Genomic DNA, 19,056 nt, shown 5'->3' with positions numbered 1-19,056 from the left:
ATTCAAGCGGAACTAGAACGCCCATCTTGATCAATTGACCACCAGAAAGCAAAAAGCCCAGTCGCATGAACTGGGCTAAGTGCTTGAATTCTTTGGGGTGGCTGACGGGACTCGAACCCGCGACAACAGGAATCACAATCCCAGCCTCAACTCGCCGCTAGGCCGCATCACTCCTACATTTCACGTTCCTGATTTTCCAACGAAGCAATAGTTATCCACAACGGATTACGGTGCTTTCAGACGAGCCGTTGGAAAATTCTAGCACCATACGAGGCACCTCAAGAGGCACTCCGACCTGCCTTATATTGGCATTTCCGAATCAATAAATGGATGGGAAATGAGCACAGGAACCTGCGACACAGACCTCGACGAACTTGCGCGCCTGGCTGACGCGGCCACGCCCGGACCGTGGAAATGGTGGACAAGCAACAGCGTAGTTCGCCTCTCTGGCGCCGACGGCAAAGACGGGGGAGTACTGTCGGCCGTAATGCTCACGAACGGCCCGGCTATTCTATGTAGCCCAGCCAATCAGGCCTTCATCGCCGCGGCCGATCCGCTCGTGGTCGGCTCCCTGGTGGAGCGCATCCAAGATCTGCAGCGGCTGCTCGACGGTGAGCGATTGGAAAATTCACGCCTTGAAAGCGAACTGGCCAGCCTTCGGCCTGCGGAGCCAGCAGATTCTCCTTCCGGCGGCTATTTCATGATCCCGCCCAAAGCACATAGCTGGGATGGATCCGGAGAGCGTTGCGCTGACTGCGGCGACAAAGATTAGATGGCCGGCCCAGTATGCACCCCTCCGAACGAGGATTGGGCATGAATTCACCTTCCGCAATAGCATTTGCCGCCATGGCATTCGCCCGCGAGGTGCACAAGAAACAGGTGCGCAAGTACACTGGCAATCCCTATGCGGACCACCTTGCGGAAGTGGCCGGCATCGTAGCCACAGTTACGGACGCGTTCACCAGCGAGGATGCACAGATCGTAATTGCCACTGCGTGGCTGCATGACTGCATCGAGGACCAGGACGTAAAGCCAGATTTACTGTGGCAGCAATTTGGCCATAAGGTTGGGCTGGGCGTGCAAGCGCTGTCGGACCTTGAGGAAGGCAATCGCGCCACGCGTAAGCGCCTGTCACGCGAACGCCTGGCGCTAGCTCCTGATTGGATACAGACCATCAAATGCGCTGACCTTATCAGCAACACCTCCAGCATCGTGATGCACGACCCAAAGTTCGCAGAAACCTACCTGCAGGAAAAGCGCGATCTGCTTGCAGTGATGACAAAAGCCGATAGGCGGATCTGGAATCTCGCAGTGAAACAGGTCTCAGAGCATTGACTACTTAAGGGGATAGGAATGGACATCAAACACTGGATTTACTTTGGCTGCCATCGCCAAGTCGGGCACTATCTGTTCCTGCCCGGCATGCGGCCTCGTTATGATCGCCAGTTGGACAAGCTCACTCACTTCGATGGCAAGTTGCCTCCACAGGGAGACGCGACTCCGTACGTTGCGGCAGTCTCCCGACTGGGCGGATGGGGATTGTCTGCTCTGGCGTTCTGGGATTACTCGGTCGACAACCGAGGAGGCAGCAATAGCGTGTTCTACGCACCGTCGTTGACAATCACGCCTGAAGAACTGATGGCCGGCGCAAAGCAGCACTTCCCAGAAGTGTGGGCGCGACTGCCAGAAGTCCGCCTTGCCGTTGCTCCCCCGCTCGCAGGAAATCCGCCCTCCGCATTAGGAGCGTGAGCCGTTTCAGCTAAGGGCGGAGGAATATAAGCACGCTTATGTGCAACCTTTGACAAGATTTTGCACCGCCATCGTTGGCGCTATCTTGGCCATTCCGGCGAGATAGAAATCTGCTTTAGAGCCGTTCTCAGTAGATTTAAGTTTGACTACCGCATATCGCGAATCCTCGCCCATAACCTCTACTTCAACATCGTGAGCATCAAATTCGGTTACCTTGCTCTTTAGCGTCAGTACCGTATTGTCATTGGCATTTCGAGCTATACAAACGGCAGCTCTTTTAACTGCCTGTGAACTTTGAACCGTTTGCGCCGGGGCTTTTGAAACAATGTCTTGATAACTTGCACAACCTGTAAGCAATACCAAGGCACCGAACATTAATGCTCTCATTTCGATAATCCGATAATTGACAAATGGAAAGGTTATCAACAGCTCAATAGGACGTCAAACGTATTGCTCTCGATTTTGGCTTCAGAATAAAAGCCGTTTATTCTGAAGGCGCAATATCAGTCCCTCGATAGCCCGTATGCCCAGGCTGCCCTGTGTGAATATGCGCTCCGCTTGATCGAGCACCGTCGACCATAGTGGGTCGCAGTATCCAGCTCTGCACGTAGAAACCATCATCCGTTCGCTCGTAGCCGTGCACTTCCATGTATCCAGTGGATGCGTGCACGATGACCGGGTCGAATAGCTCAACCACGTCTTTGTGGTCACCCATGGGAATGAAGAACTTGGCCACCCTGGCGAATCTGAGAATGCCGGATGACGGATTAGGCTCACATGCCTGCACCAGCATGTCGCCCCGCTCCGGATCGGTTTTTAAAACGCGGTCCTTGGAAAGTGGCTTACCCCTGCTGAAGGCTAGATTGAGGAAGAATTCCATACAACCAAATATTTAAACGTTGCAACACGTTTACGGTATCATCGAATACTGTTTATATATACAGTATTTTTAAGGTTTCTATGGAAGACTTCTCTTGGGCGGAAATAAACGCCATACGGAGCCGACTGAAACTCATCATTGATGACATCGTGCTGGAACACCGCGTCGCCGGCGACATCCTTACGTGGAATTTGATGCATGAGATCGAGGAAAAGGCATTCGAACACATCAAGGCCTCTAGAGATCTCGACGCAAGCTACGCAGGGATGCTTAAGTCCTCGCGGCTGAGAGTGTATAAGCGAACAGACGACCCGGTGGATTTTGGCGAATCAAACGCCATACCAACAGCGTTTATGCTCATCCACCAGGCCTTTACACGGGTTGATGCATGAACTGGAATCTGGATGATGGACGACATTGAAAAATTTATAGCGGCTCAGCGCGAAGCCCAGTTTCTTGATGCGATGTCGAGACTTCCTGTCGAAGAGCAGGTTGCTTTTCAACAGCTGATGGAATGGATCGTGCAACGCCCGAAGGATGCCGAGCCATTGACATTTGAATTGATGGGCGAGCTGCTCGAGGATATAAAGCGAGAGAACACGCGGCGCCGACTCGGGGGCAAGGTTGGCAAGATCATCCCTTTCAAACGGCCATCGCAGAAAGCGTGACGTCGATCTCATGCAATACCGAGACCGACGTCAAAGCCTAGAAATCGCCAAGTCGAAGCGAGGCGACCTTCAAACGTTAATGCGCTCCCCTTGTGACGATCGGCCAAAGGGCTTTGATGGTATCAACCAGATCGGACTGAATCCACGCAAGCTTAGCCTGGGTATTCGGACTGGCATATGCTAGAACTTCTGGATTCGCGATGAAGTCGGTCAGTCCAGAAAGTTGGTCCAAGCTTTTACTGGCAAGATCTTTTGCAGTTAAACGACTGTCGAGCCCGACACAGACGCCAGCTTGAATACTGAACTTGTATGCTCGTGAACACCTGCACATGTTATGATTTTCCATGAGTTTCTACCTAAATTGACTTGGGTTAGGGACTAAACCCCGCGGCTGCCTGGACGCTCCGTGGGGTTTTTCTTTGTGCATTGATTGCACGCAATCAATATACATGGTCGCTTATCTACGCATCAACCCCAGTACGGAAGTCACTTTAGGCGTCCAAAATGGGCTATTTAGTACCTAAAAGTATTCATTCGCAGTCCTAAAAGGTATTTTTCCGTACTCACGATATATATCATCTTGCGATCACAAAACTATCATCTTGCAATTGCAAAACAACTGAATTGCGATTCGAGGGGCGGCAAAAAAACAGAACTATCCTTTTAAAATCAATAGGATGATTAAAGAAGGCGGAAAAGTTTCATCTGATGCAACAATGGTTTGCAATATATCTTAAAAACCACTGTATAAACAGTCAGTTACGATGAGTATAGCTACCGTAGCTACCATGCAAAGTTGCGATCAATACAACAAAAGAGGTAAAAATATTTTGGTCTAGGGGCGACTTTGTTGTTTATAAACAACGTTTCTGTGGCTAAGGATTCGTCCCTTGTATCGTTATAAACTCCTGACACGCCGTTCCCGCCGCAAATGCTACCTCAACACGCAGTTTCAGCGCGCCACGATCTCGCCCAGTGTTTTTACGACCGGTCAGCCGACGTAGAAGTCTTCCGAATCCAGCTGTAAAGGCTTAGGTTTTTTCCAGTGCAGCCAGCCGAACATACGCACCCCGAACCACATCGGGCCACGGCGCCAGCCGGCGACCCCTGACACCTTCATGGCTTCGGCCAGCACGTTATCCGCCATCTTTCGGCTGACCTTCTGCGTGGTGTAAAGATAGTCATGCACAACCGCGGCGGCATCGCCCACGCCACCAAACAGCATGTAGGCAAGTGGCAACCTGGGGACCGACGCAAGGTCGGTCTCGAACCCAGCAGGCACGACGAAAATGCGCTTGGCCACGTCAGATTCGTATTCCAGTGGCGCATCAAGCCTCTTGCGCTCACCATCTGCACTGTAGCCCAAGTGCAAATCCGTCAAGAAGCGGGCCGTCATTTTGCAGACTCGACGGGTTTATTTGCGCGCTCCAGGTCGGCGAGCACGTTATCGGTGGCGTAGCTGGCTGCCCATTGAAATCGGAGATTGGCGCAGCCCGCGAGCAGCAGGACGAGTGCAAGTGTGATTAGCTTTTTCATCAACCTTCCTCCATCATTTTTGCCAGACGTTCGGACCTTGCGCCAACCTGCTTTGCCCACGCCGAATCGCGCATTCCCTTTGCCGCAGCCTTGTAGTCGCCGCGCTGCATTGACGCCAAGGTGTTTCGGAACGACAGCAGGCCACGTGTCGAATTACCGATACCCATGTTGAAGCACATATTTGCCAATACGCGCTGCCGTCGCTCGGACATCGTCCGCCACCAAGGAAGCGCCGCGTCCAGCTGAGTGCAGACGCGATCAATATCATTCTTGAGTAGGTAGCGGGCCTCGTCCGCACTGATGCCGACGTCATCAAGGTTTCTGCCGATGCCGATGGTTAGCTTGCCAGCGGTGCAGTGATACGGCTTCAGCTTCAATGCTTCGTCGACAATTAATTCCGACGTGAGATTTTCTATATTCATTTGTGCCAACCTTGCGAAGTCAGCATCCAATAGGCCAACGCTGCCAACCCAGCCGAGCAGATGCCGCCCAGCGTCCATTTGCCCAGAGTGGCGAATTGTTTATCCAGCCACTCTGAAATTGCCTCTTTCAGGATTTCCTTCTGAAGGTCTTTGTCGATGTTTGGCATTCCAGGCCTTATTGTTGAGGGCATAAAAAAACCCGCCGAAGCGGGTTGGATGGGTTACAGCGGGTCTTGCGTCGGTGGATGTGGCAGCTCAGCGAGCAGCTCGGCTTCGGTAGGCACTCCTCGTTCGCCGGCCTTGACCGCATTAAGGATGCCGGCAGCGGCCACCCATACAAGCGAGCGCCATGCACGCAGCGCCCTGCCCTCATTCATGAACCGCTCGACGGCCGGCTCCTCTGCGTACGAGATAGCGTGCAGGATCGGCGACACCTCCGGACGGTTGGGATCACCGTAGCCAAAGGACTTGGCGACGGCGTCGAGATGACGCTGCACGATACCGTCGTATTGTCTGATCAAGGCCGCCTCCTGTTGCGCACGCTCAGCAGCTCGCTGGGCAAGCTCGTCCTCGGTCAGAGGGCGGAGGCCTTGGGTGAACCGCACGAAATATTCGTCGGTGTTGATTTCAAGGATTTGGTCGATGCCGTCTGGTGCTTGCGTCGACGGGTCGAATGCCGGCACCTCGAACCGCTCGTCGCTATACCAGGCGAAGCCCATCGTAAGTTCGTTTTGCCCCTCGTATTGCGTCAACGTCTTGAGTACGTCGGGGTCGGTATTTACGCCGGGCGGTACCGGCTCGCGGTCGGCCGTCGGTGGGTCAGTGAGAAAACAGATTCTGAACATGGTTTGCCCTCGTTAGGTTTCGACGGTGACGCCGCCGTACAGGTTTTGAACGCTCAATTTTTGCCCAACTGTCGAGGCCGAAACCGCCGAGGCGATCGAGGTCGCCGTTTTGGCGGGGGTGCCTTTCGTACCAGTACGAGACATTGAGCCATAGGACCCGAACGACTTTGAGCCCGCCGACGGGTCGGCCGCAAGGAACCCGAACGATACGTACGCGCCCATGCAATGAATCATGCCAGTTACTGGGTCGTAATCTATGCCGTTCGCGTAGGCGTACCCGCCGTTACTAAAGGAAATCGAATAGACTTGCTCCCAACCGTCTTTGGTAAGCTTGTAAACGTACCCGCCGCCCGGACTGGGGGCGTTACTCGACCCGTACGCGGAAAATGACCATGCGTTTTTACCGTCCGAGCATAAATGCGAATAATTACTCGTGGGCGATACGTTCGCGTTCGAAGTCCACCACGTTGTTAAGTCCAAGTCGTACACATAGAAAAATAGCGTTGCGCTATCCATGTACGTAATAAACAAAGCCTCGGCAGTTGCAAACATGCGCGTCGTGTAGCTACTCGCGGCGCGATGCGTGCCAATTTGCTTAAGAATATTGCCGTTCGCGGGGTCAATCTCAAGCAAATAGCTATCGAATAGCAGGTAAAGGCGGCCTGCAGGGGTACAGACGATTTTGTTTATAGAACTCCCGCCGCTGTATTGCTTTGTCCATTTCAGTACCGGCGACGCGCCGCCCGGCGTCGGTAACTCAAACGCGTCAACGGTAAACGTCGAGTAGTTATCCGCAATGAACGCCACGCCATTGTAATACGCGGCCGTAACGTTGGTATCCGCGTACGACGGATCGCGTTTGACCCCTCGACGCAATACCGTATCCTCAATGACAAAAGAACCGGTATAACTTCCGCTATTCCCGTTCGTCAAGGCAATTAACGCGCCGTTTTCGTTGCGCAACTCTCTTGGAGTGCCCTCAAGCTTATACGGCTTTGCAGAACCGCCAACGAGTGACGATACCCCGCAAAGCGTCAAACCGCTCGTCCAACTTTGGTTACTAACAAAGCCGATTAGGCCAGTGCCGGAAAACGCGCAACCGCAGTTCGATTGGACATATGTGCTTAACGCGACGTTGTGATTTGCGAAGTAAAACTTCATTGCCGACGCGACGGCCGCCGCGGCCGCCGTAGCGGGTTTGCGCCGTAGCGTATTGGCGACGGTTTCAAGGTCTTGATTCGCCATTATGCGAACCTCTTGTACTCTTGCAATTCGCCGGTAACGACAACGCTAGTCGCGGTCGCAACGCCGATGTAAATCTGCGTACCTGGTGCAAGACGTCGCGGATCATCGACAGTCGCCCAGGTCGCACCAGCTGACTGGAATTTCGCAGGGACTGGCGCGGTGGTCGTGTTGATCGTTTGCGCTTTAATGGTAGCTGTCGCACGCAAGCGCTTTGTCGCACCACCGTCGTTAGACGTGAACAGATATACGATAACGTCCGACGCAATGGTGGCAATGACCGCTGCCTGGATGTCATTAAGGACCGCACCCTCGGCGCCGACCGTATAGTTCAGAAGGGCATTGGCGGCTACCCCGGCCGAGTAATCGCGGGATTGCAGTTGGTACACGGTCGCCGGGGTTGACGCACTGAGCGTACAGGCGACCGCACCAGCGATGACCTCAAGGTTCACGATTTCTTGTAACTGTGGCCGTGTATAAAGTTTTGCTGCTGGCATAGTGCCTCCCTTAGTAGAAATTAGCTGTGTGCAGATCGGCGAGTGCCTGTTCCGCCGTGTAAAGCGTTCCGTTTGCCGCTGGAGCAGTAAGGACAACTGTTGATGCAGTAGGAACATTCGTATCGACCTCGATACGGACCTGCTTCGTCGCGTCGGCACTTCCCTTCACGATCGGGTTCGTATCGATGAAAGCCGCAGCTCCGCCGGCAGTCGACGCAGCAGCCTGTGCGGCGTTCTTGAACGTTTCCGCCTGATCGCGCAAGGCCTGCGTTTGATCGCGATAGCCCAGAGCTTCAGCAGCTTTGTTCTTCAGGAAGATGGCAATCGCGACGATCTGAGCAAGTGCCGGCACTAGGCGTGTGCGGTATCCGCCATTGCCCAAGCCGATGTTCGGATCACTTGTATCGGCTACCGTGGAGCCATCGCCACCGACCGCTGGGTCAAAGGTCACTTGGGACATTACTGAATCTCCTTTATCTGAAAGGATGTGGAATTGACGTTGTGATACGGGTTTTCAATCGGGCTCAGTTCACGCAAGCGACCGATGAACCGGCGCCGGATGGCATGCACGGTGTCATCCGGGTCGTGGATCCAGAGGACTTCCTTGTCAATGCCGGCCCGCCGCAGCAGCTCGAACGCGATCGCAAGGCCCTCGTCCTCGTCCATCCAGTTGAGGGAGAAGCGCGCCACTCGGAACGGCTTCCTGGCATCGAAGACCTCGCCTCCCGAATACAGATCCTGTACCTGCGTCTTGGTCTCCCACCCGACGGAACCATTGCGTGACATGTTGTTGACCGGCTGCCATACCGGGCCGATAAACAAGCGGCCGAACTCGGCATAGCCGGCAGGATTGGTCTGATCGTCAATCTCGATATGCCACCGACGCACAGCGAGATTGATTGGCAACAGGTGCACCAGGGTGCGCGTATAGCCTTCAATTTCCTCTGGCGTGTACTTGCCGGACCAGAAAGAATCCTCTTCCCATTCTTTGGTGCCGTATGGATAGACTTCTGGCCAGACGTCCGACCAGCCCGAGTCATAGGCTAGTGCTCCAGGCGCATAGGAGCCGCCGGGATCGTTGGTGCCGCGGATCCGGTACTTGGCGTCCAGCGAGAAGTTATGGTTGACGAAGGCCAGCGCACGCGTATTGACCGCGGTGCCCTGGTCGATGTCGAACTGGGTATTGGCCGGGAGCAGGTTCGTTGAACGCGCCACCTTGCCAAGCGTCCGGTCCTTGATATTTGTGATCGGCAGTGTTGCAACCCATCCGCCACCGGAAAGCGCCGCCGAGTCCGCACGGTTCGGAAATCCGATCATGCAATTTGCCATGCCATCAGCCCCATAAAGTCAGAAGTGCCTGCTTGTTGCCCAGCTCAATCCGGATCCCGAGCACGCGGAACAGTCGGCCAGCGGCCATGCCGAAGCGCGGCATCTTCATTTGCACCAAATCCATGATCCGTAACGGGTTTGCCGACAAGTAGGAAATTGGTACCGGCACCTCAAAAATGTCCCGGCGCACCTTGTAGAGCGCCAGCAAGCGTGCCGCCTCGGCCTGCGCATCGGCTGCCGAGGTTAGAAGCGTCTCGAATTCGGCCTCTCCGGCGAGTGTCCATTGCGTCTTGATTGCTGCGTCTTCCGTCTTTTCCGCCCGGGCTTCTTCCGCCAGGTAAGCGCGCCGGTCAGCTGCCACGCCTCCTGCCAAGTCAGAGCCCTGAACGTTCCATATCCGGGAATGTCTGACCGTCGCGCGCCATATCGGCACGCCGTTGTCACGCGGGGCCTGCCGCTGGACATCGCGCTTATAGTCGTACAGCTCCAATGTCGCCACCGGTGCGCCCGCAGGAGTTGATAACCGCCCCATCCGGAGCAGTCCGGTCGAGTCGAACGCATAGTAGGCACCAATGCTCGCCGCAACCTGGTCCATTGCTTCACGAAACGTGGTCTCGCCGTCTAGCCAGATCCCGACCACCGCCGAATTCAAGGCATCCAGCGCGGTTACATCCGCAGCGGATACCTCACCGGCCGTCAAGCCAGCCGACAAAGCAAGCTGCTGCAGGATCTGCCCTGCAGTCCGCGCCGCTGCGGTGGCGCCCTGCGTCAGGTCTGCGGTGATCAGGCCCGCCGGGTTGGAGCCAAGACGGATGTAGCCGCCTGCCGCCCATGCTCGATACTGGCCAGCCGCCGGTGCGTTCGCTTCCATGTCAGCCTGCGATGCGTACGCCGCTCCTGCAGTCAGCACCAAGCCACGGTCATACACTGCGTCGACAGTCGCCGCAACGCCGACTTCATAGATCAGTCGTAACGTGTTGACCAACGGTGGCGCAACGTTGAACACCTTTCCGTATGCGCGTGGCTTACGGCGCCCTTTCAGGTCCGTGGCCAGGCCTTCCAAACCGTTCGGAAGCGCATTGTTCCCAGCGTACTGGTTTGAGAGGACAGGTTTGTCGAGAATGAATTGCTTGTCCCTCAGGCGAACGATGATGGTTTCGAACGAGGCATCGATCGATTCCACTGTCCCGGAAAGAATCAGGGCAAAGCCAGCCGGATATGCCGCACCGGGCTCGCCTGAGCGGATCTTCACTGGCCGCCCGTCGAACGAATAGTTGATCCAGTCATCGAGCACGCCATCTGCATTGGCAATGACAATCTCGCCCGTTTCCAGCTTGGTACCACCACCGGTCCGACCATCGGAGAACGCATTGACGCCAAGCCGGCCCGCATCAATCAGGCGCGGAACAAATGCCTGATTTGCCGGTGTATCGGTTGGCGTCGTAGCAAGATCCGTGTCTGACAGATAAAACGTCTGCAACGTGCCTGCAGCGTCGATTGCTGCTGTCAATTCGATTCGAATCATGCTCCTACCTTTGCGAGTTGGCGCGAGACGGTATCCAGCTTCGTCTTTACGTCGTCCAGTTTGCCGGCTTCCAGCTGGGCCACAGCACTGCGCTGAGAATTGGCAGCCTGCAGCTCGGTTTTTACTTCGGTCATGGTCTTGTTCAATTGCGCCAAGGCCAAGGCCTGCCGCTGCTTGTTAGCCACGGAGACAACTTCTTCTCCCCTGTGCAGTTCAGACACGAATCCATCGAACGGAACACTGTCGATGCCGCCATAGTTGCTTCCATGAAGCCGGTTGTAGTCGGTTACGGAATTCGAGAAGGTCTGCTCGACTTCCGCATAGCTTTTCGTTGCCAGTTGTCCTGCCCAAAATGAACGCCCTTCGTCATCGATCTGACTGCCGGTCTTCCCTGCAAGTGTTGCGTACAGGTTTTCGACAATCGAATTAATGGCCGATGCGGGCGATCCGCCAGCTACGGTGCCGCCTGCATTAATAACGCCCTGGCTTGCCGCCGCCTTGGAATTGAGAGCCGTAAGATACTGACCTACCGCATCCTTCACCGACAACACGGACGTGTTCAGCACACCAAGCGCGGCAAGCTGGTTCCTCATCTCTGTGAGCTGGTCACGCGCAGTTTGTGCCTGGTCTTCAGCAGAGTCTGCAGCGTTTCCGATTGCGGCTTGCACCAGCGCGAAATCGGCGACGTACTGTTCCGAACTCGCGTAATACTCCCGAGAGATCTCAAGAAAATCTTGCGAAGCACCCTGCAGCTCTGCCATCGCCTCTTCGTCGCCCTGCTTTGCACGCGCCGCTACAGACTGGAAGTTCTCCTTCGCAGCCTGGTAACGCTGCTCCGGCGATAACGTCGTCAGGTTGCCAATAAGAAGCTGGGCCTTGAATACTTTTAGCGACTTGGCAAAGCCGTCGAACTTGTCGGCAGTCTGCTCAAGCACACCAGATTCGCGATCGTAGGCCGAAAGCAGGTTGTCTCGCGACTTGTCCAGATTCTCGATTGCCAACGCTTCGGCATCTTTGGCGTCCTGAAGCTTATTGATGCGCTCCTGAATCGGACGCAGCGATGCCTCCATTGCATCGATCTCAAGATTGCGTTCGATCTTCGTCGCTTCTGCCGCGTTTCCGGACAGACGCAACCATTGAGCCTCTTTGGAAGAAGTGGCGCGTGCCTTTGCTATTGCGTCGTCGGCATTTTTCTTTGCCTGCGCCGCCGCATCCTTCGAACCCGCTTCCCAGAAATCGAACAGCTGGTCTGCATAGCCTTCGATGCTGAGCAGTTGACGAAGCCGTTCTTTCCCGGACTCACTCGGATCCTTCATCGCGTCACGAACCGATTGCGTGAACTGTTCGCGCGTCGTATCGCCCGACATGCCAAGTCCTGCATATACGCCCGAGACCTTATTGGAAACTGGCACCAGGCGCTCGGCATCTGTCAGGTAGTTATTCGCGAACGAACTTAGCGAACCGAGCAGGTTTTGCGCGCCGCCGACCGACTTAATCAGTAAGGCGATCGATTCATCGGAAACGTCCGCGAATTCGGTGAACAACTCGCCAAGCATTTCGATTGCCGATTGCGTGCCGTTAATTTGCTCGACGACCGAAGCAATGTTCTCGATCGCCGGTGTGTCGCCAATCGCATCAAGCATCGATTGCGCCCACGCTGGCAGATCCATTGCGTCAAGCGCGCCCATGATCGATGACCCAAGGTCTTTCAAGTATGCTTTGCGGCCCTCTTCGCCATCGCCATACTCACGCGGCGCCCAGCGGCTTTGTCGGTCGGAATCCCAATCAAGAACGGTATTCCCGTTTAATGCGATCTTTAACGCACCCCATGCGCCATCCTTCGAAGTATCGTCAGCGAATGCAGTCGCGGCGGAATAGCCGACTTGCTTGCCGAAAGACTTCGCCGTGCCATCCAGAACCGCGACGATGTTCTTCGCGATCGATGTCGAAGCATCATTCGCCGCTTCAGTCGTATCGATACGCATGAAGCCAAGCCCCCGCGCGTCGACCGTCGAAGCTCCGGACGATGCCGAATAAGAGCCGGCGCCGCCAGTGTGAATCGTGCCGGAATCATCCAGCGCGCTAACAATCGCCATGATCGCACCGACGCCCAGCGCAATGGGGCCAAGCGCACCGGCAATCATGCCCAGGCCGGACGCGAAGCCAGCGGCGGTTCCGGTTCCGATCAGCGAAGCGCCCGCCGACAGCGCACCAGTGAATGTCGTTGCGCCAGTGACCCAGCCGGCACCACCCATGACGGCGCCAGCCAAGCCGCCAGAACCGAACAAGCCAGCAGCACTTGCGCCCGACGAGAGAAGACTTCCAGCGCCGCCAGCAGCAGATCCTCCGCCTCCAGTTGCGGCGGAAGCGCCGCTAGCCAGGGTGCCTGCAATCGGCATCATAAGACCCTGAATCGTCGGACGAAGAATCGTCGTCTTGAACATGTTGATAAGGGTGTCGCGGAAGTTCTCGGCGATACTTTTTCCGGACTCGAAGCCGCGCATCAGCGCATCGGTCAATGACTGTTCAATTTTGTCGGCAGCTTTTTGATACTCCTTCGCCGCTTCGTCCGCTTCCTTTTTCGTCGCCGCTTGAACCTGCTTCCGTTCCTGCGAGTCGCGCAGTTCTTTATTCTTCAGTATTAGCGCTTCGACATGTTGAATTTCATAATCGTACGCACCAGCCAGTTCAAGTGCGGCTTTCCGCCCTTCCAGCTTGGCGATGGTGGTCGCCGTAATTTCAGAAGGCAGCTTTTGGAAGGCGGCGGTTTCCTCGTTCGTTTTATCGATCTGTGCCTGAATGGCGACAATATCTTTTTCACGCGATGCCAGCGTTTCGGCGTCAATCCTTTCTTGTTCTTTTCGCGATTCCGCACGACGGTCCGTCAGGATCATTTCTTCCATACGAACAGCAAGCGCTTGCCTTTCTGCGGTCGTAAGTTTCAGCTTCCCATCGCGCAATTCGACAAGCGTTTTCGTCGCGAATTTCTCGCTTTCTGTCAATTTTGTGACTGACGCATCTTCAGCGGAGATCGCGGCGATGCGTTCATTAATAGCAATGGTCAGTTTCTGGAAATCGGATAGCTGCTCCTTTGCGGCCTTCGCTGCACTTCCGCCGGAAATGTTTGGCGCATCATTGTCACCGCCGTTTCTTCCGTTTTTAACTTGTTCAGCCTTTTCGGCAAGCGTCTTTTTTACTTCAGCAAGCTTCGCTTCGAAGCGCGATGAAAACAACTCACGATCAAGCAAATCTTCCATATCTTTCGACCAGGCCTCACCGATCGCCTTCGCGCCAGCTAGGTCGCCGGAGAGAATTGCTGCGACTTGAGCGGCAGCAGCGCCAATGGTTTTTCCGATACCTTCGAACAGGCGAGAAACGCCCATTGCGCCATCCATGACGAACGCCAGGAATCGCCCAGCACCTTCCGCCCAGGAGGCAATAGATCCATCCTTATTCAGATTTTGCGCGGCTTGATTCAGGGAATCAGTCGACGTCAGCGAATCGATCATCGCGCCGGTAAGCGCGTTCAATGTCGGAAGCGCGGCTTCGGACAATTGGTTAAAAGTGCCTTCGACGATCGACCCAAGCCGATCCAAGTTATCGCCAAAGTCAGCAGCGGCAATGATCGCTTCGTCCGAAACTACCAGGCCGAATTTGCGGGCTTCTTCCGCAGCTTCGCGCATAGCCTTGCCGCCGCCGTTCAGCATCGGAATCAAATCGGCTCCAGACTTGCCAAAAAGCTCTATCGCCAGCGCAGTTTTTCCCGCACCATTTTTCATTCCCTCGAACTTGTCGGCAATATCCGCCATCACTTCGCCGGAATCGCGCAGCTTGCCGTTTGAATCGGTTGCCGAAACGCCGATTCCCTTAAACTTTTTTTGCGCTTCCTCGGATCCACCCGCAGCTTCAGCCATCAAAACGGATAACTTCTTCGCGCCGGTCGCCAAGCCATCAAGGCTGGAATCCGACATTTTCGCCATATACGAAAATTCTTGAAGCTTATCGCGGGCGATGCCTAACCTTTGCGATAGGTTCTCAATCGCATCCATGCGCTGGATCGATTGATTAACCTGATCGATTGCCGATCCTATGGTCAGGTATGCAGCAGCGGCAGACGCGGCGCCAGTGACGACGCCGCCGACGAATCCGCCGACCGCCGATGTCACCATGTCAAAGTGCTTTTGCGCGTTCTGGGCGAATTTCAACGCTTCCTGATCCGCCTTGTTCAGGCCCTGCGTGTATTGCGCATACTCGAGAGCAAGCTTAACAACGAGAGAACCAAGAGCCGACATATCAGTACCTAAAAAAATGGCCCGCCGAAGCGAGCCGTCATCGCGCTTGACTGAAAACGTCTAGCGCCTCTAATTCCATCATCAAAAGGTCATCCCACAAGGCTGTTCGATCCTTCCTGGGAAGGTGGCGGATCTTCATCAAGCGCTCGGCTTCCGACCATTGCAGACCGACTCGCTTAACTCGTCCGCTTGGCAAAACGACCAAGTCCCACTTCGTGCGCAGATCCCGGAAGAAGAGGAATGTCCGCCAGTTTTCTTCGAAGACACCGAAATCCTCATCTTCTGCCGGCTTATCAGCATTCTTTTCTGCCGCCTGTATTACTTCCTCTGGTGCACCAAGCTGCCTCAACCCGTCGACAACATTCGCATCGACCTTGGCGACCGAGGCCGGCTGCCTTTCGCCCGCCCAGATTCGAACAGCCTGTTTCAGTTTCCCCGCTTCGCACCGTAGATCGATTCCCAGAAGCCCTTGACCAGCGCCTCAAACGCTTGAGGAATGACGTACAAGGCTTTCTTCGTCGCTACGTTGAATGGAACCTGGTCACCGTTCTCGTCGATCAGGTCATTCCACCCGGCCAACACTCGCTCCATTACTTCCTTGTGTGTTTTCCCGCGCAGTTCGTCCAACTCGTCCAGATCGACATAATTGAATTCGGCCATGAACGATTCGTTGGTCCGCTTACCGTTTGGGCCCGGCATGTCGAACTTGATCAGATGTTTGTATGTTGGTTTAACGGCAATGCAAAAGGCCATGGTTTTATTCCCTGAAGAACGTTGGAGATACGGAAGCGCCCGCCGAAGCGAGCTCCTTCCATGAGTTTTAGGCGCTTACTTCGCGACGATAATTAACTCGTCGTTGCCGACATTGGGATTGAATGCCAGCGTCGTATTGAGCATCAGGATGCCTTCGCTGTCCTGATACTGCGGATTGCTGATCTGCACTTTTGGTCCGCTGATCTCGATGATGCGACCAGGTGTTGCGCCGATCGTCATCGCTAACGGTGCCTCGGTGCCTGCAATCGTCGTTTGGAACCAGTTCTTCGCTGCGAGCGACGGCATTTCAAACGACGCGCTGCCGGACGGTTTGCGATCGGTGATATAGACGCCTTCCTGATTGACCAGGCTGCGGAAGATCACTTGGTTGGCAATGTCGATGTCAAACGATTGCATTGCCGCTGATACGCCGTGCAAGGTCCATGTCGGCACATTGGTCTTGTTGATCGCGAGCGGCATGGTGAAGCCGGAATAATCAGCATCCGTCGGCATTGGTGAGTCCGCGCCGTTGGAATACAGACCGACGAATTTGAACTTAAATGCCGGGATGCCCTTCGCCGACAGTGCCAATGCAACAGAACCGCGCGCCCCTGTCAGCTTGTGCAGGATGCCGTCGACATAGGCCCAGATCGTCGCCGACTCCTGTCCTGCAGTGATCGGGGCATAGGTCACTGATTCATCAGCGACAATGGTTTCGCTAAACGCGCAGGCGCGCAGCAAGGGGCCCCATTTTGGCGCATCGCCGGGAGTGCCTGAGCTGGCGATTTCCACTTCGAGTTCGATTTCCGAGTGGTTTGCAACGTTAATGCTTCCACTATTGCCTAGGAAGGGGCGTACGAGTGAGCGCTCGACGAATTCGCCAACCAGCGGTTGCGGCGTGATGCCGCGGCACAGAATGGCATTGGCTGCAGCCGTCGGGCCTGCATCAGTACCGTAGACAGTCTCGGGCTTGATTACGACCAGCATGTTGCGCATGAGTTTTGACATGATGACTATTCCTTTTCAGTCGGGGTTTCTTCAGGTTGCGGGACGGGAGTACGCTTGCCGGTTGCCGGGTCCAGGATGTAGCTCCCGCCCTTCCCGGCGAATTCGTCTGTCGCGATGACCTCGGACACGTGCTTTTTCGGCTTTGGCTCGGCTCGCTGTTCTGTGGCTTTTTTACTCATAGCTCTGAAAATGAAAAAGGCCAGCGCGTGGCTGGCCATGGTTTAGCGGAATTGGATCACTCTCGGCGCATCCGGATCCGGAAGTCTTGGTAATACACGTAAACGTTCGGATCACCTTCATAATCCGAGTCGCCTTCGCCTTCGGCGGCCATGTAGCCAGGCAGCGCCTCGATAGCCGCCATGATCTGCGGACGTAGCAAATCCAGTTCTTCGACGGTCTTGGCAAGGCTAAAAACGCTCACCACATGCTGGTCGTACCCTGCGCCTGCGCACCAGCCTTTTTCTTCTTCGGTCGCCACTTCGAACACAATCGCTGGCCATGTCGGTCGCTTTGGCAGTTCCACCGCCCATGAATTCGCCAACACCGGGGTTAAAGCTGCGGTGATCAGTTCTTTGATCGTCATTCCTTGTTCGCCCTCTTGATTACCGCTGCGAGCGGCTTGCCCATGGCCGTCAGTGCCGCATCTTTATTTCTTTCCAAAGCCGGCGCCAGAAAAGGCGTGGCATGCGTTCCCGGATGGCTCACCTTGCGCGCAAACTGTGTCGGCCGCGGGACCTGCGTCCATGCCAGCAACTTGCCACCCTTCGTCGGCGTGATGACGTGGGGCTTTGCGCCCACCTCGAGGATGACCCAGTACCAAGGGTCATTCACATAGCGCGTTTGTACACGACCATTCGATCCAACAACCAGCTTCTTTTCCGCTTTTCTTCCTAGTGCACGGCCGTGGCGGACACCCAAGTTGTATTGTTCGATACCTTCCGGAGTCCGCTCGCGCTTCATAACGATGTTATTCAGGAGCGCACCGGTGCGCCGCAGGCCAGCCGCAGCTGCGATCCGCTTTGCATCTTCGCGTACGACTTTCGCGCCAGCGGCAGTCATACGGCGGGCAGTGCGCTTTTGCATGTCGTCGCGAAGCTCCCCGAAAGCAGCCGAGAGCTTCGAGGCGTCGATGCGGTCAGCCATCGTTAGCACCGGTGTCGCAGGTCAGAACCAAAATGTCATGGTCATCATTCAGGTCCTTGACATGCTTGATGTTGTAAAACTTGCCTTTGTACAGGACCCGCATCGTCTCATCGACGCCGGGGCGGTACCGAATAATAAATTCGGTGCGGGCCTCTGCCACTTCGCCGCCATGTTCGGTTCCGCGGCGCTCGGTTCCAGACAGTGGCGTAACCTTCGCCCAGATGTCTTTTTTCCAATCCATCCAAGTGTCAACAGCGCCACCTCTACTGCCACGGCTGACGGCCGGCTGCTGGATCGTTATCCGTCGGTTGAATTTGCCGGCATCCATTCAGAACCTCGGCGGCGTGCAGATGGGTTCAAGAAGAGCATCGACATAGGACCGCGGCATTTCCTCGACCTTTTGACCGACGAGGAGCAGTCCGCGCTGGCTGTAAGCCCAGGCGCACGCCATAAGAATCCACTGTTTCACGCTTGGGTACTTTGCAAGGTCAATGCCTGCGTCGTACTCAATTTCGACCATTCCAGAAGCTGGCCAGGATGACGACGGCGACAGGAGCGTTTCTTTGCCAAGATTGATCACTTGGTAGGTATCCGGATTGACGACCGTGCCGCCACATTTCAGCGAAGTGACCGCCGACGCCTGCCCCAGGGACAAAGGGAATTCATCCTCTGGAAAGAATCTGAGGATTTCGCGGTACGTACCCTTCCTGATCGCGGCGCCAGAACGGGTTTCAGCGAGCTGGCGAGCACCCGGAATGATCAGCTTTTCGATCAAATCCTTTTCCGCTTCAGCAGTATCAGCGTCGATGCGGCACTGAGCGGCCACGTCTGCAAGCGTGACCGGCTCATTCTCATCGGCCCAAGAAACCAGCACCGCTGTCATGACTTACTTCCCGGCTTTTTGATCAGCGGCTTTGTCGTCAGTTGGCTTGTCATCGCCCGTCTTTTGGTCAGCCGTTTTCCCGGCTGCAGGCTTGACGGCCTCTTTATGAGACTGTGCAATCTCTCCTTTGATCAGAAGATCAGCGCGTTCAGAGTCAAAACCGGCAACGTCGCCAGGGCTGTAGATAGACCAAGGCTTGGCAAACTTCACAATAGTTTTCATTTTTACTCCACTGCTAGATTAAAGGCTGCCGGCCCGTTATGGGCCGGCATCGGAACTACCGG

General features: G+C 55.3%; 28 protein-coding genes. 5 read left to right on the top strand and 23 right to left on the bottom strand.

Annotation, left to right across the window (positions count from 1 at the left end; genetic code table 11):
* Positions 1-337 precede the first annotated feature (337 nt).
* From ACFQUU_RS08880 to ACFQUU_RS08870, 3 genes are read left to right on the top strand one after another with little or no spacing between them, the layout of a single operon-like run.
* Positions 338-772: a hypothetical protein gene (locus ACFQUU_RS08880; protein WP_382245693.1), complete on the top strand. Its 435-nt coding sequence runs from the start codon at positions 338-340 to the stop codon at positions 770-772.
* Between the two features lie 41 nt (positions 773-813).
* On the top strand, positions 814-1,335 hold the full coding sequence (locus ACFQUU_RS08875) for an HD domain-containing protein (RefSeq protein ID WP_382245690.1): 522 nt from the start codon (positions 814-816) through the stop codon (positions 1,333-1,335).
* Between the two features lie 18 nt (positions 1,336-1,353).
* The gene (locus tag ACFQUU_RS08870; RefSeq protein WP_382245687.1) at positions 1,354-1,749 is read left to right on the top strand and encodes a hypothetical protein; all 396 of its coding nucleotides are present in this window, start codon (positions 1,354-1,356) and stop codon (positions 1,747-1,749) included.
* Between the two features lie 36 nt (positions 1,750-1,785).
* Here ACFQUU_RS08870 and ACFQUU_RS08865 read toward each other — a convergent pair whose 3' ends face one another.
* Together ACFQUU_RS08865 and ACFQUU_RS08860 are read right to left on the bottom strand one after the other, a co-directional pair.
* Positions 1,786-2,136, bottom strand: a complete 351-nt coding sequence (locus tag ACFQUU_RS08865; RefSeq protein ID WP_382245684.1) for a hypothetical protein — start codon at positions 2,134-2,136, stop codon at positions 1,786-1,788.
* A gap of 97 nt (positions 2,137-2,233) precedes the next feature.
* Positions 2,234-2,629 (bottom strand): hypothetical protein, encoded by a 396-nt coding sequence (locus ACFQUU_RS08860; RefSeq protein WP_382245681.1) that lies wholly within the window; start codon positions 2,627-2,629, stop codon positions 2,234-2,236.
* 80 nt (positions 2,630-2,709) lie between these two features.
* Between ACFQUU_RS08860 and ACFQUU_RS08855 the strand changes: the two genes are divergently transcribed.
* Both ACFQUU_RS08855 and ACFQUU_RS08850 read left to right on the top strand, forming a co-directional pair.
* On the top strand, positions 2,710-3,021 hold the full coding sequence (locus tag ACFQUU_RS08855; RefSeq protein ID WP_382245678.1) for a DUF2471 family protein: 312 nt from the start codon (positions 2,710-2,712) through the stop codon (positions 3,019-3,021).
* A 12-nt stretch (positions 3,022-3,033) separates the two neighbouring features.
* Positions 3,034-3,297, top strand: a complete 264-nt coding sequence (locus ACFQUU_RS08850) for a hypothetical protein (protein ID WP_382245675.1) — start codon at positions 3,034-3,036, stop codon at positions 3,295-3,297.
* A gap of 76 nt (positions 3,298-3,373) precedes the next feature.
* Here the strand turns inward: ACFQUU_RS08850 and ACFQUU_RS08845 are convergent, their stop codons facing one another.
* The 21 genes from ACFQUU_RS08845 to ACFQUU_RS08745 all read right to left on the bottom strand — a co-directional run bounded on the left by ACFQUU_RS08845 (position 3,374) and on the right by ACFQUU_RS08745 (position 18,994).
* Positions 3,374-3,643, bottom strand: a complete 270-nt coding sequence (locus ACFQUU_RS08845) for a hypothetical protein (RefSeq protein WP_382245672.1) — start codon at positions 3,641-3,643, stop codon at positions 3,374-3,376.
* Between the two features lie 645 nt (positions 3,644-4,288).
* The gene (locus ACFQUU_RS08840; protein WP_382245669.1) at positions 4,289-4,693 is read right to left on the bottom strand and encodes a DUF1353 domain-containing protein; all 405 of its coding nucleotides are present in this window, start codon (positions 4,691-4,693) and stop codon (positions 4,289-4,291) included.
* Positions 4,690-4,833 (bottom strand): hypothetical protein, encoded by a 144-nt coding sequence (locus tag ACFQUU_RS08835; RefSeq protein ID WP_382245666.1) that lies wholly within the window; start codon positions 4,831-4,833, stop codon positions 4,690-4,692. The genes ACFQUU_RS08840 and ACFQUU_RS08835 overlap by 4 nt, the downstream gene beginning before the upstream one ends.
* Positions 4,833-5,255, bottom strand: a complete 423-nt coding sequence (locus ACFQUU_RS08830) for a glycoside hydrolase family protein (RefSeq protein ID WP_382245663.1) — start codon at positions 5,253-5,255, stop codon at positions 4,833-4,835. Before ACFQUU_RS08830 ends, ACFQUU_RS08835 begins: the two co-directional genes overlap by 1 nt.
* A complete protein-coding gene (locus ACFQUU_RS08825; protein ID WP_382245660.1) occupies positions 5,252-5,422 on the bottom strand; it encodes a hypothetical protein in 171 nt (56 codons plus the stop codon). Before ACFQUU_RS08825 ends, ACFQUU_RS08830 begins: the two co-directional genes overlap by 4 nt.
* Before the next feature lie 54 nt (positions 5,423-5,476).
* A complete protein-coding gene (locus ACFQUU_RS08820; RefSeq protein ID WP_382245657.1) occupies positions 5,477-6,100 on the bottom strand; it encodes a hypothetical protein in 624 nt (207 codons plus the stop codon).
* A gap of 12 nt (positions 6,101-6,112) precedes the next feature.
* Positions 6,113-7,345, bottom strand: coding sequence for a hypothetical protein (locus tag ACFQUU_RS08815; RefSeq protein ID WP_382245654.1), 1,233 nt, complete (start codon positions 7,343-7,345; stop codon positions 6,113-6,115).
* Positions 7,345-7,839, bottom strand: a complete 495-nt coding sequence (locus tag ACFQUU_RS08810) for a hypothetical protein (protein ID WP_382245651.1) — start codon at positions 7,837-7,839, stop codon at positions 7,345-7,347. Before ACFQUU_RS08810 ends, ACFQUU_RS08815 begins: the two co-directional genes overlap by 1 nt.
* A gap of 10 nt (positions 7,840-7,849) precedes the next feature.
* On the bottom strand, positions 7,850-8,299 hold the full coding sequence (locus ACFQUU_RS08805; RefSeq protein WP_382245648.1) for a hypothetical protein: 450 nt from the start codon (positions 8,297-8,299) through the stop codon (positions 7,850-7,852).
* Positions 8,299-9,156: a hypothetical protein gene (locus ACFQUU_RS08800; protein WP_382245645.1), complete on the bottom strand. Its 858-nt coding sequence runs from the start codon at positions 9,154-9,156 to the stop codon at positions 8,299-8,301. The genes ACFQUU_RS08805 and ACFQUU_RS08800 overlap by 1 nt, the downstream gene beginning before the upstream one ends.
* Positions 9,157-9,172: 16 nt before the next feature.
* Positions 9,173-10,693, bottom strand: a complete 1,521-nt coding sequence (locus tag ACFQUU_RS08795; protein WP_382245643.1) for a hypothetical protein — start codon at positions 10,691-10,693, stop codon at positions 9,173-9,175.
* Complete coding sequence (locus tag ACFQUU_RS08790) at positions 10,690-14,985, bottom strand: hypothetical protein (RefSeq protein ID WP_382245640.1); 4,296 nt, start codon at positions 14,983-14,985, stop codon at positions 10,690-10,692. Before ACFQUU_RS08790 ends, ACFQUU_RS08795 begins: the two co-directional genes overlap by 4 nt.
* A 37-nt stretch (positions 14,986-15,022) precedes the next feature.
* On the bottom strand, positions 15,023-15,334 hold the full coding sequence (locus tag ACFQUU_RS08785) for a hypothetical protein (protein WP_382245637.1): 312 nt from the start codon (positions 15,332-15,334) through the stop codon (positions 15,023-15,025).
* Between the two features lie 77 nt (positions 15,335-15,411).
* Positions 15,412-15,645, bottom strand: coding sequence for a hypothetical protein (locus ACFQUU_RS08780; protein WP_382245634.1), 234 nt, complete (start codon positions 15,643-15,645; stop codon positions 15,412-15,414).
* A gap of 168 nt (positions 15,646-15,813) precedes the next feature.
* The gene (locus ACFQUU_RS08775; RefSeq protein WP_382245630.1) at positions 15,814-16,746 is read right to left on the bottom strand and encodes a phage tail tube protein; all 933 of its coding nucleotides are present in this window, start codon (positions 16,744-16,746) and stop codon (positions 15,814-15,816) included.
* Positions 16,747-16,751: 5 nt separating this feature from the next.
* Positions 16,752-16,925, bottom strand: a complete 174-nt coding sequence (locus ACFQUU_RS08770) for a hypothetical protein (RefSeq protein WP_382245627.1) — start codon at positions 16,923-16,925, stop codon at positions 16,752-16,754.
* A 56-nt stretch (positions 16,926-16,981) separates the two neighbouring features.
* Positions 16,982-17,329, bottom strand: a complete 348-nt coding sequence (locus tag ACFQUU_RS08765; RefSeq protein WP_382245624.1) for a hypothetical protein — start codon at positions 17,327-17,329, stop codon at positions 16,982-16,984.
* Positions 17,326-17,889, bottom strand: coding sequence for an HK97-gp10 family putative phage morphogenesis protein (locus ACFQUU_RS08760; protein ID WP_382245621.1), 564 nt, complete (start codon positions 17,887-17,889; stop codon positions 17,326-17,328). The genes ACFQUU_RS08765 and ACFQUU_RS08760 overlap by 4 nt, the downstream gene beginning before the upstream one ends.
* Positions 17,882-18,217 (bottom strand): phage head closure protein, encoded by a 336-nt coding sequence (locus tag ACFQUU_RS08755; RefSeq protein ID WP_382245618.1) that lies wholly within the window; start codon positions 18,215-18,217, stop codon positions 17,882-17,884. Before ACFQUU_RS08755 ends, ACFQUU_RS08760 begins: the two co-directional genes overlap by 8 nt.
* The gene (locus ACFQUU_RS08750; RefSeq protein ID WP_382245615.1) at positions 18,218-18,772 is read right to left on the bottom strand and encodes a hypothetical protein; all 555 of its coding nucleotides are present in this window, start codon (positions 18,770-18,772) and stop codon (positions 18,218-18,220) included.
* A 3-nt stretch (positions 18,773-18,775) separates the two neighbouring features.
* Positions 18,776-18,994, bottom strand: coding sequence for a hypothetical protein (locus tag ACFQUU_RS08745; RefSeq protein ID WP_382245612.1), 219 nt, complete (start codon positions 18,992-18,994; stop codon positions 18,776-18,778).
* Between the last annotated feature and the right edge of the window lie 62 nt (positions 18,995-19,056).

The organism is Herbaspirillum sp. GCM10030257 (genome assembly GCF_042666555.1).
GTDB lineage: Bacteria > Pseudomonadota > Gammaproteobacteria > Burkholderiales > Burkholderiaceae_D > Noviherbaspirillum.
The sequence above is the reverse complement of the archived record's forward strand: the minus strand, read 5'-3'. Positions and strand labels throughout refer to the sequence as shown.

Bases quoted from the DNA above. Each gene is read 5' to 3' on its own strand.
- ACFQUU_RS08860 (WP_382245681.1), bottom strand. From the start codon at position 2,629: ATGGAATTCTTCCTCAATCTAGCCTTCAGCAGGGGTAAGCCACTTTCC.
- ACFQUU_RS08855 (WP_382245678.1), top strand. From the start codon at position 2,710: ATGGAAGACTTCTCTTGGGCGGAAATAAACGCCATACGGAGCCGACTG.
- ACFQUU_RS08875 (WP_382245690.1), top strand. From the start codon at position 814: ATGAATTCACCTTCCGCAATAGCATTTGCCGCCATGGCATTCGCCCGC.
- ACFQUU_RS08780 (WP_382245634.1), bottom strand. From the start codon at position 15,645: ATGGCCGAATTCAATTATGTCGATCTGGACGAGTTGGACGAACTGCGC.
- ACFQUU_RS08825 (WP_382245660.1), bottom strand. From the start codon at position 5,422: ATGCCAAACATCGACAAAGACCTTCAGAAGGAAATCCTGAAAGAGGCA.
- ACFQUU_RS08770 (WP_382245627.1), bottom strand. From the start codon at position 16,925: ATGAGTAAAAAAGCCACAGAACAGCGAGCCGAGCCAAAGCCGAAAAAG.
- ACFQUU_RS08870 (WP_382245687.1), top strand. From the start codon at position 1,354: ATGGACATCAAACACTGGATTTACTTTGGCTGCCATCGCCAAGTCGGG.
- ACFQUU_RS08760 (WP_382245621.1), bottom strand. From the start codon at position 17,889: ATGGCTGACCGCATCGACGCCTCGAAGCTCTCGGCTGCTTTCGGGGAG.
- ACFQUU_RS08755 (WP_382245618.1), bottom strand. From the start codon at position 18,217: ATGGATGCCGGCAAATTCAACCGACGGATAACGATCCAGCAGCCGGCC.
- ACFQUU_RS08805 (WP_382245648.1), bottom strand. From the start codon at position 8,299: ATGTCCCAAGTGACCTTTGACCCAGCGGTCGGTGGCGATGGCTCCACG.
- ACFQUU_RS08815 (WP_382245654.1), bottom strand. From the start codon at position 7,345: ATGGCGAATCAAGACCTTGAAACCGTCGCCAATACGCTACGGCGCAAA.
- ACFQUU_RS08765 (WP_382245624.1), bottom strand. From the start codon at position 17,329: ATGACGATCAAAGAACTGATCACCGCAGCTTTAACCCCGGTGTTGGCG.
- ACFQUU_RS08800 (WP_382245645.1), bottom strand. From the start codon at position 9,156: ATGATCGGATTTCCGAACCGTGCGGACTCGGCGGCGCTTTCCGGTGGC.
- ACFQUU_RS08835 (WP_382245666.1), bottom strand. From the start codon at position 4,833: ATGAAAAAGCTAATCACACTTGCACTCGTCCTGCTGCTCGCGGGCTGC.
- ACFQUU_RS08795 (WP_382245643.1), bottom strand. From the start codon at position 10,693: ATGATTCGAATCGAATTGACAGCAGCAATCGACGCTGCAGGCACGTTG.
- ACFQUU_RS08850 (WP_382245675.1), top strand. From the start codon at position 3,034: ATGATGGACGACATTGAAAAATTTATAGCGGCTCAGCGCGAAGCCCAG.
- ACFQUU_RS08820 (WP_382245657.1), bottom strand. From the start codon at position 6,100: ATGTTCAGAATCTGTTTTCTCACTGACCCACCGACGGCCGACCGCGAG.
- ACFQUU_RS08840 (WP_382245669.1), bottom strand. From the start codon at position 4,693: ATGACGGCCCGCTTCTTGACGGATTTGCACTTGGGCTACAGTGCAGAT.
- ACFQUU_RS08775 (WP_382245630.1), bottom strand. From the start codon at position 16,746: ATGTCAAAACTCATGCGCAACATGCTGGTCGTAATCAAGCCCGAGACT.
- ACFQUU_RS08790 (WP_382245640.1), bottom strand. From the start codon at position 14,985: ATGTCGGCTCTTGGTTCTCTCGTTGTTAAGCTTGCTCTCGAGTATGCG.
- ACFQUU_RS08880 (WP_382245693.1), top strand. From the start codon at position 338: ATGAGCACAGGAACCTGCGACACAGACCTCGACGAACTTGCGCGCCTG.
- ACFQUU_RS08830 (WP_382245663.1), bottom strand. From the start codon at position 5,255: ATGAATATAGAAAATCTCACGTCGGAATTAATTGTCGACGAAGCATTG.
- ACFQUU_RS08865 (WP_382245684.1), bottom strand. From the start codon at position 2,136: ATGAGAGCATTAATGTTCGGTGCCTTGGTATTGCTTACAGGTTGTGCA.
- ACFQUU_RS08750 (WP_382245615.1), bottom strand. From the start codon at position 18,772: ATGACAGCGGTGCTGGTTTCTTGGGCCGATGAGAATGAGCCGGTCACG.
- ACFQUU_RS08810 (WP_382245651.1), bottom strand. From the start codon at position 7,839: ATGCCAGCAGCAAAACTTTATACACGGCCACAGTTACAAGAAATCGTG.
- ACFQUU_RS08745 (WP_382245612.1), bottom strand. From the start codon at position 18,994: ATGAAAACTATTGTGAAGTTTGCCAAGCCTTGGTCTATCTACAGCCCT.
- ACFQUU_RS08845 (WP_382245672.1), bottom strand. From the start codon at position 3,643: ATGGAAAATCATAACATGTGCAGGTGTTCACGAGCATACAAGTTCAGT.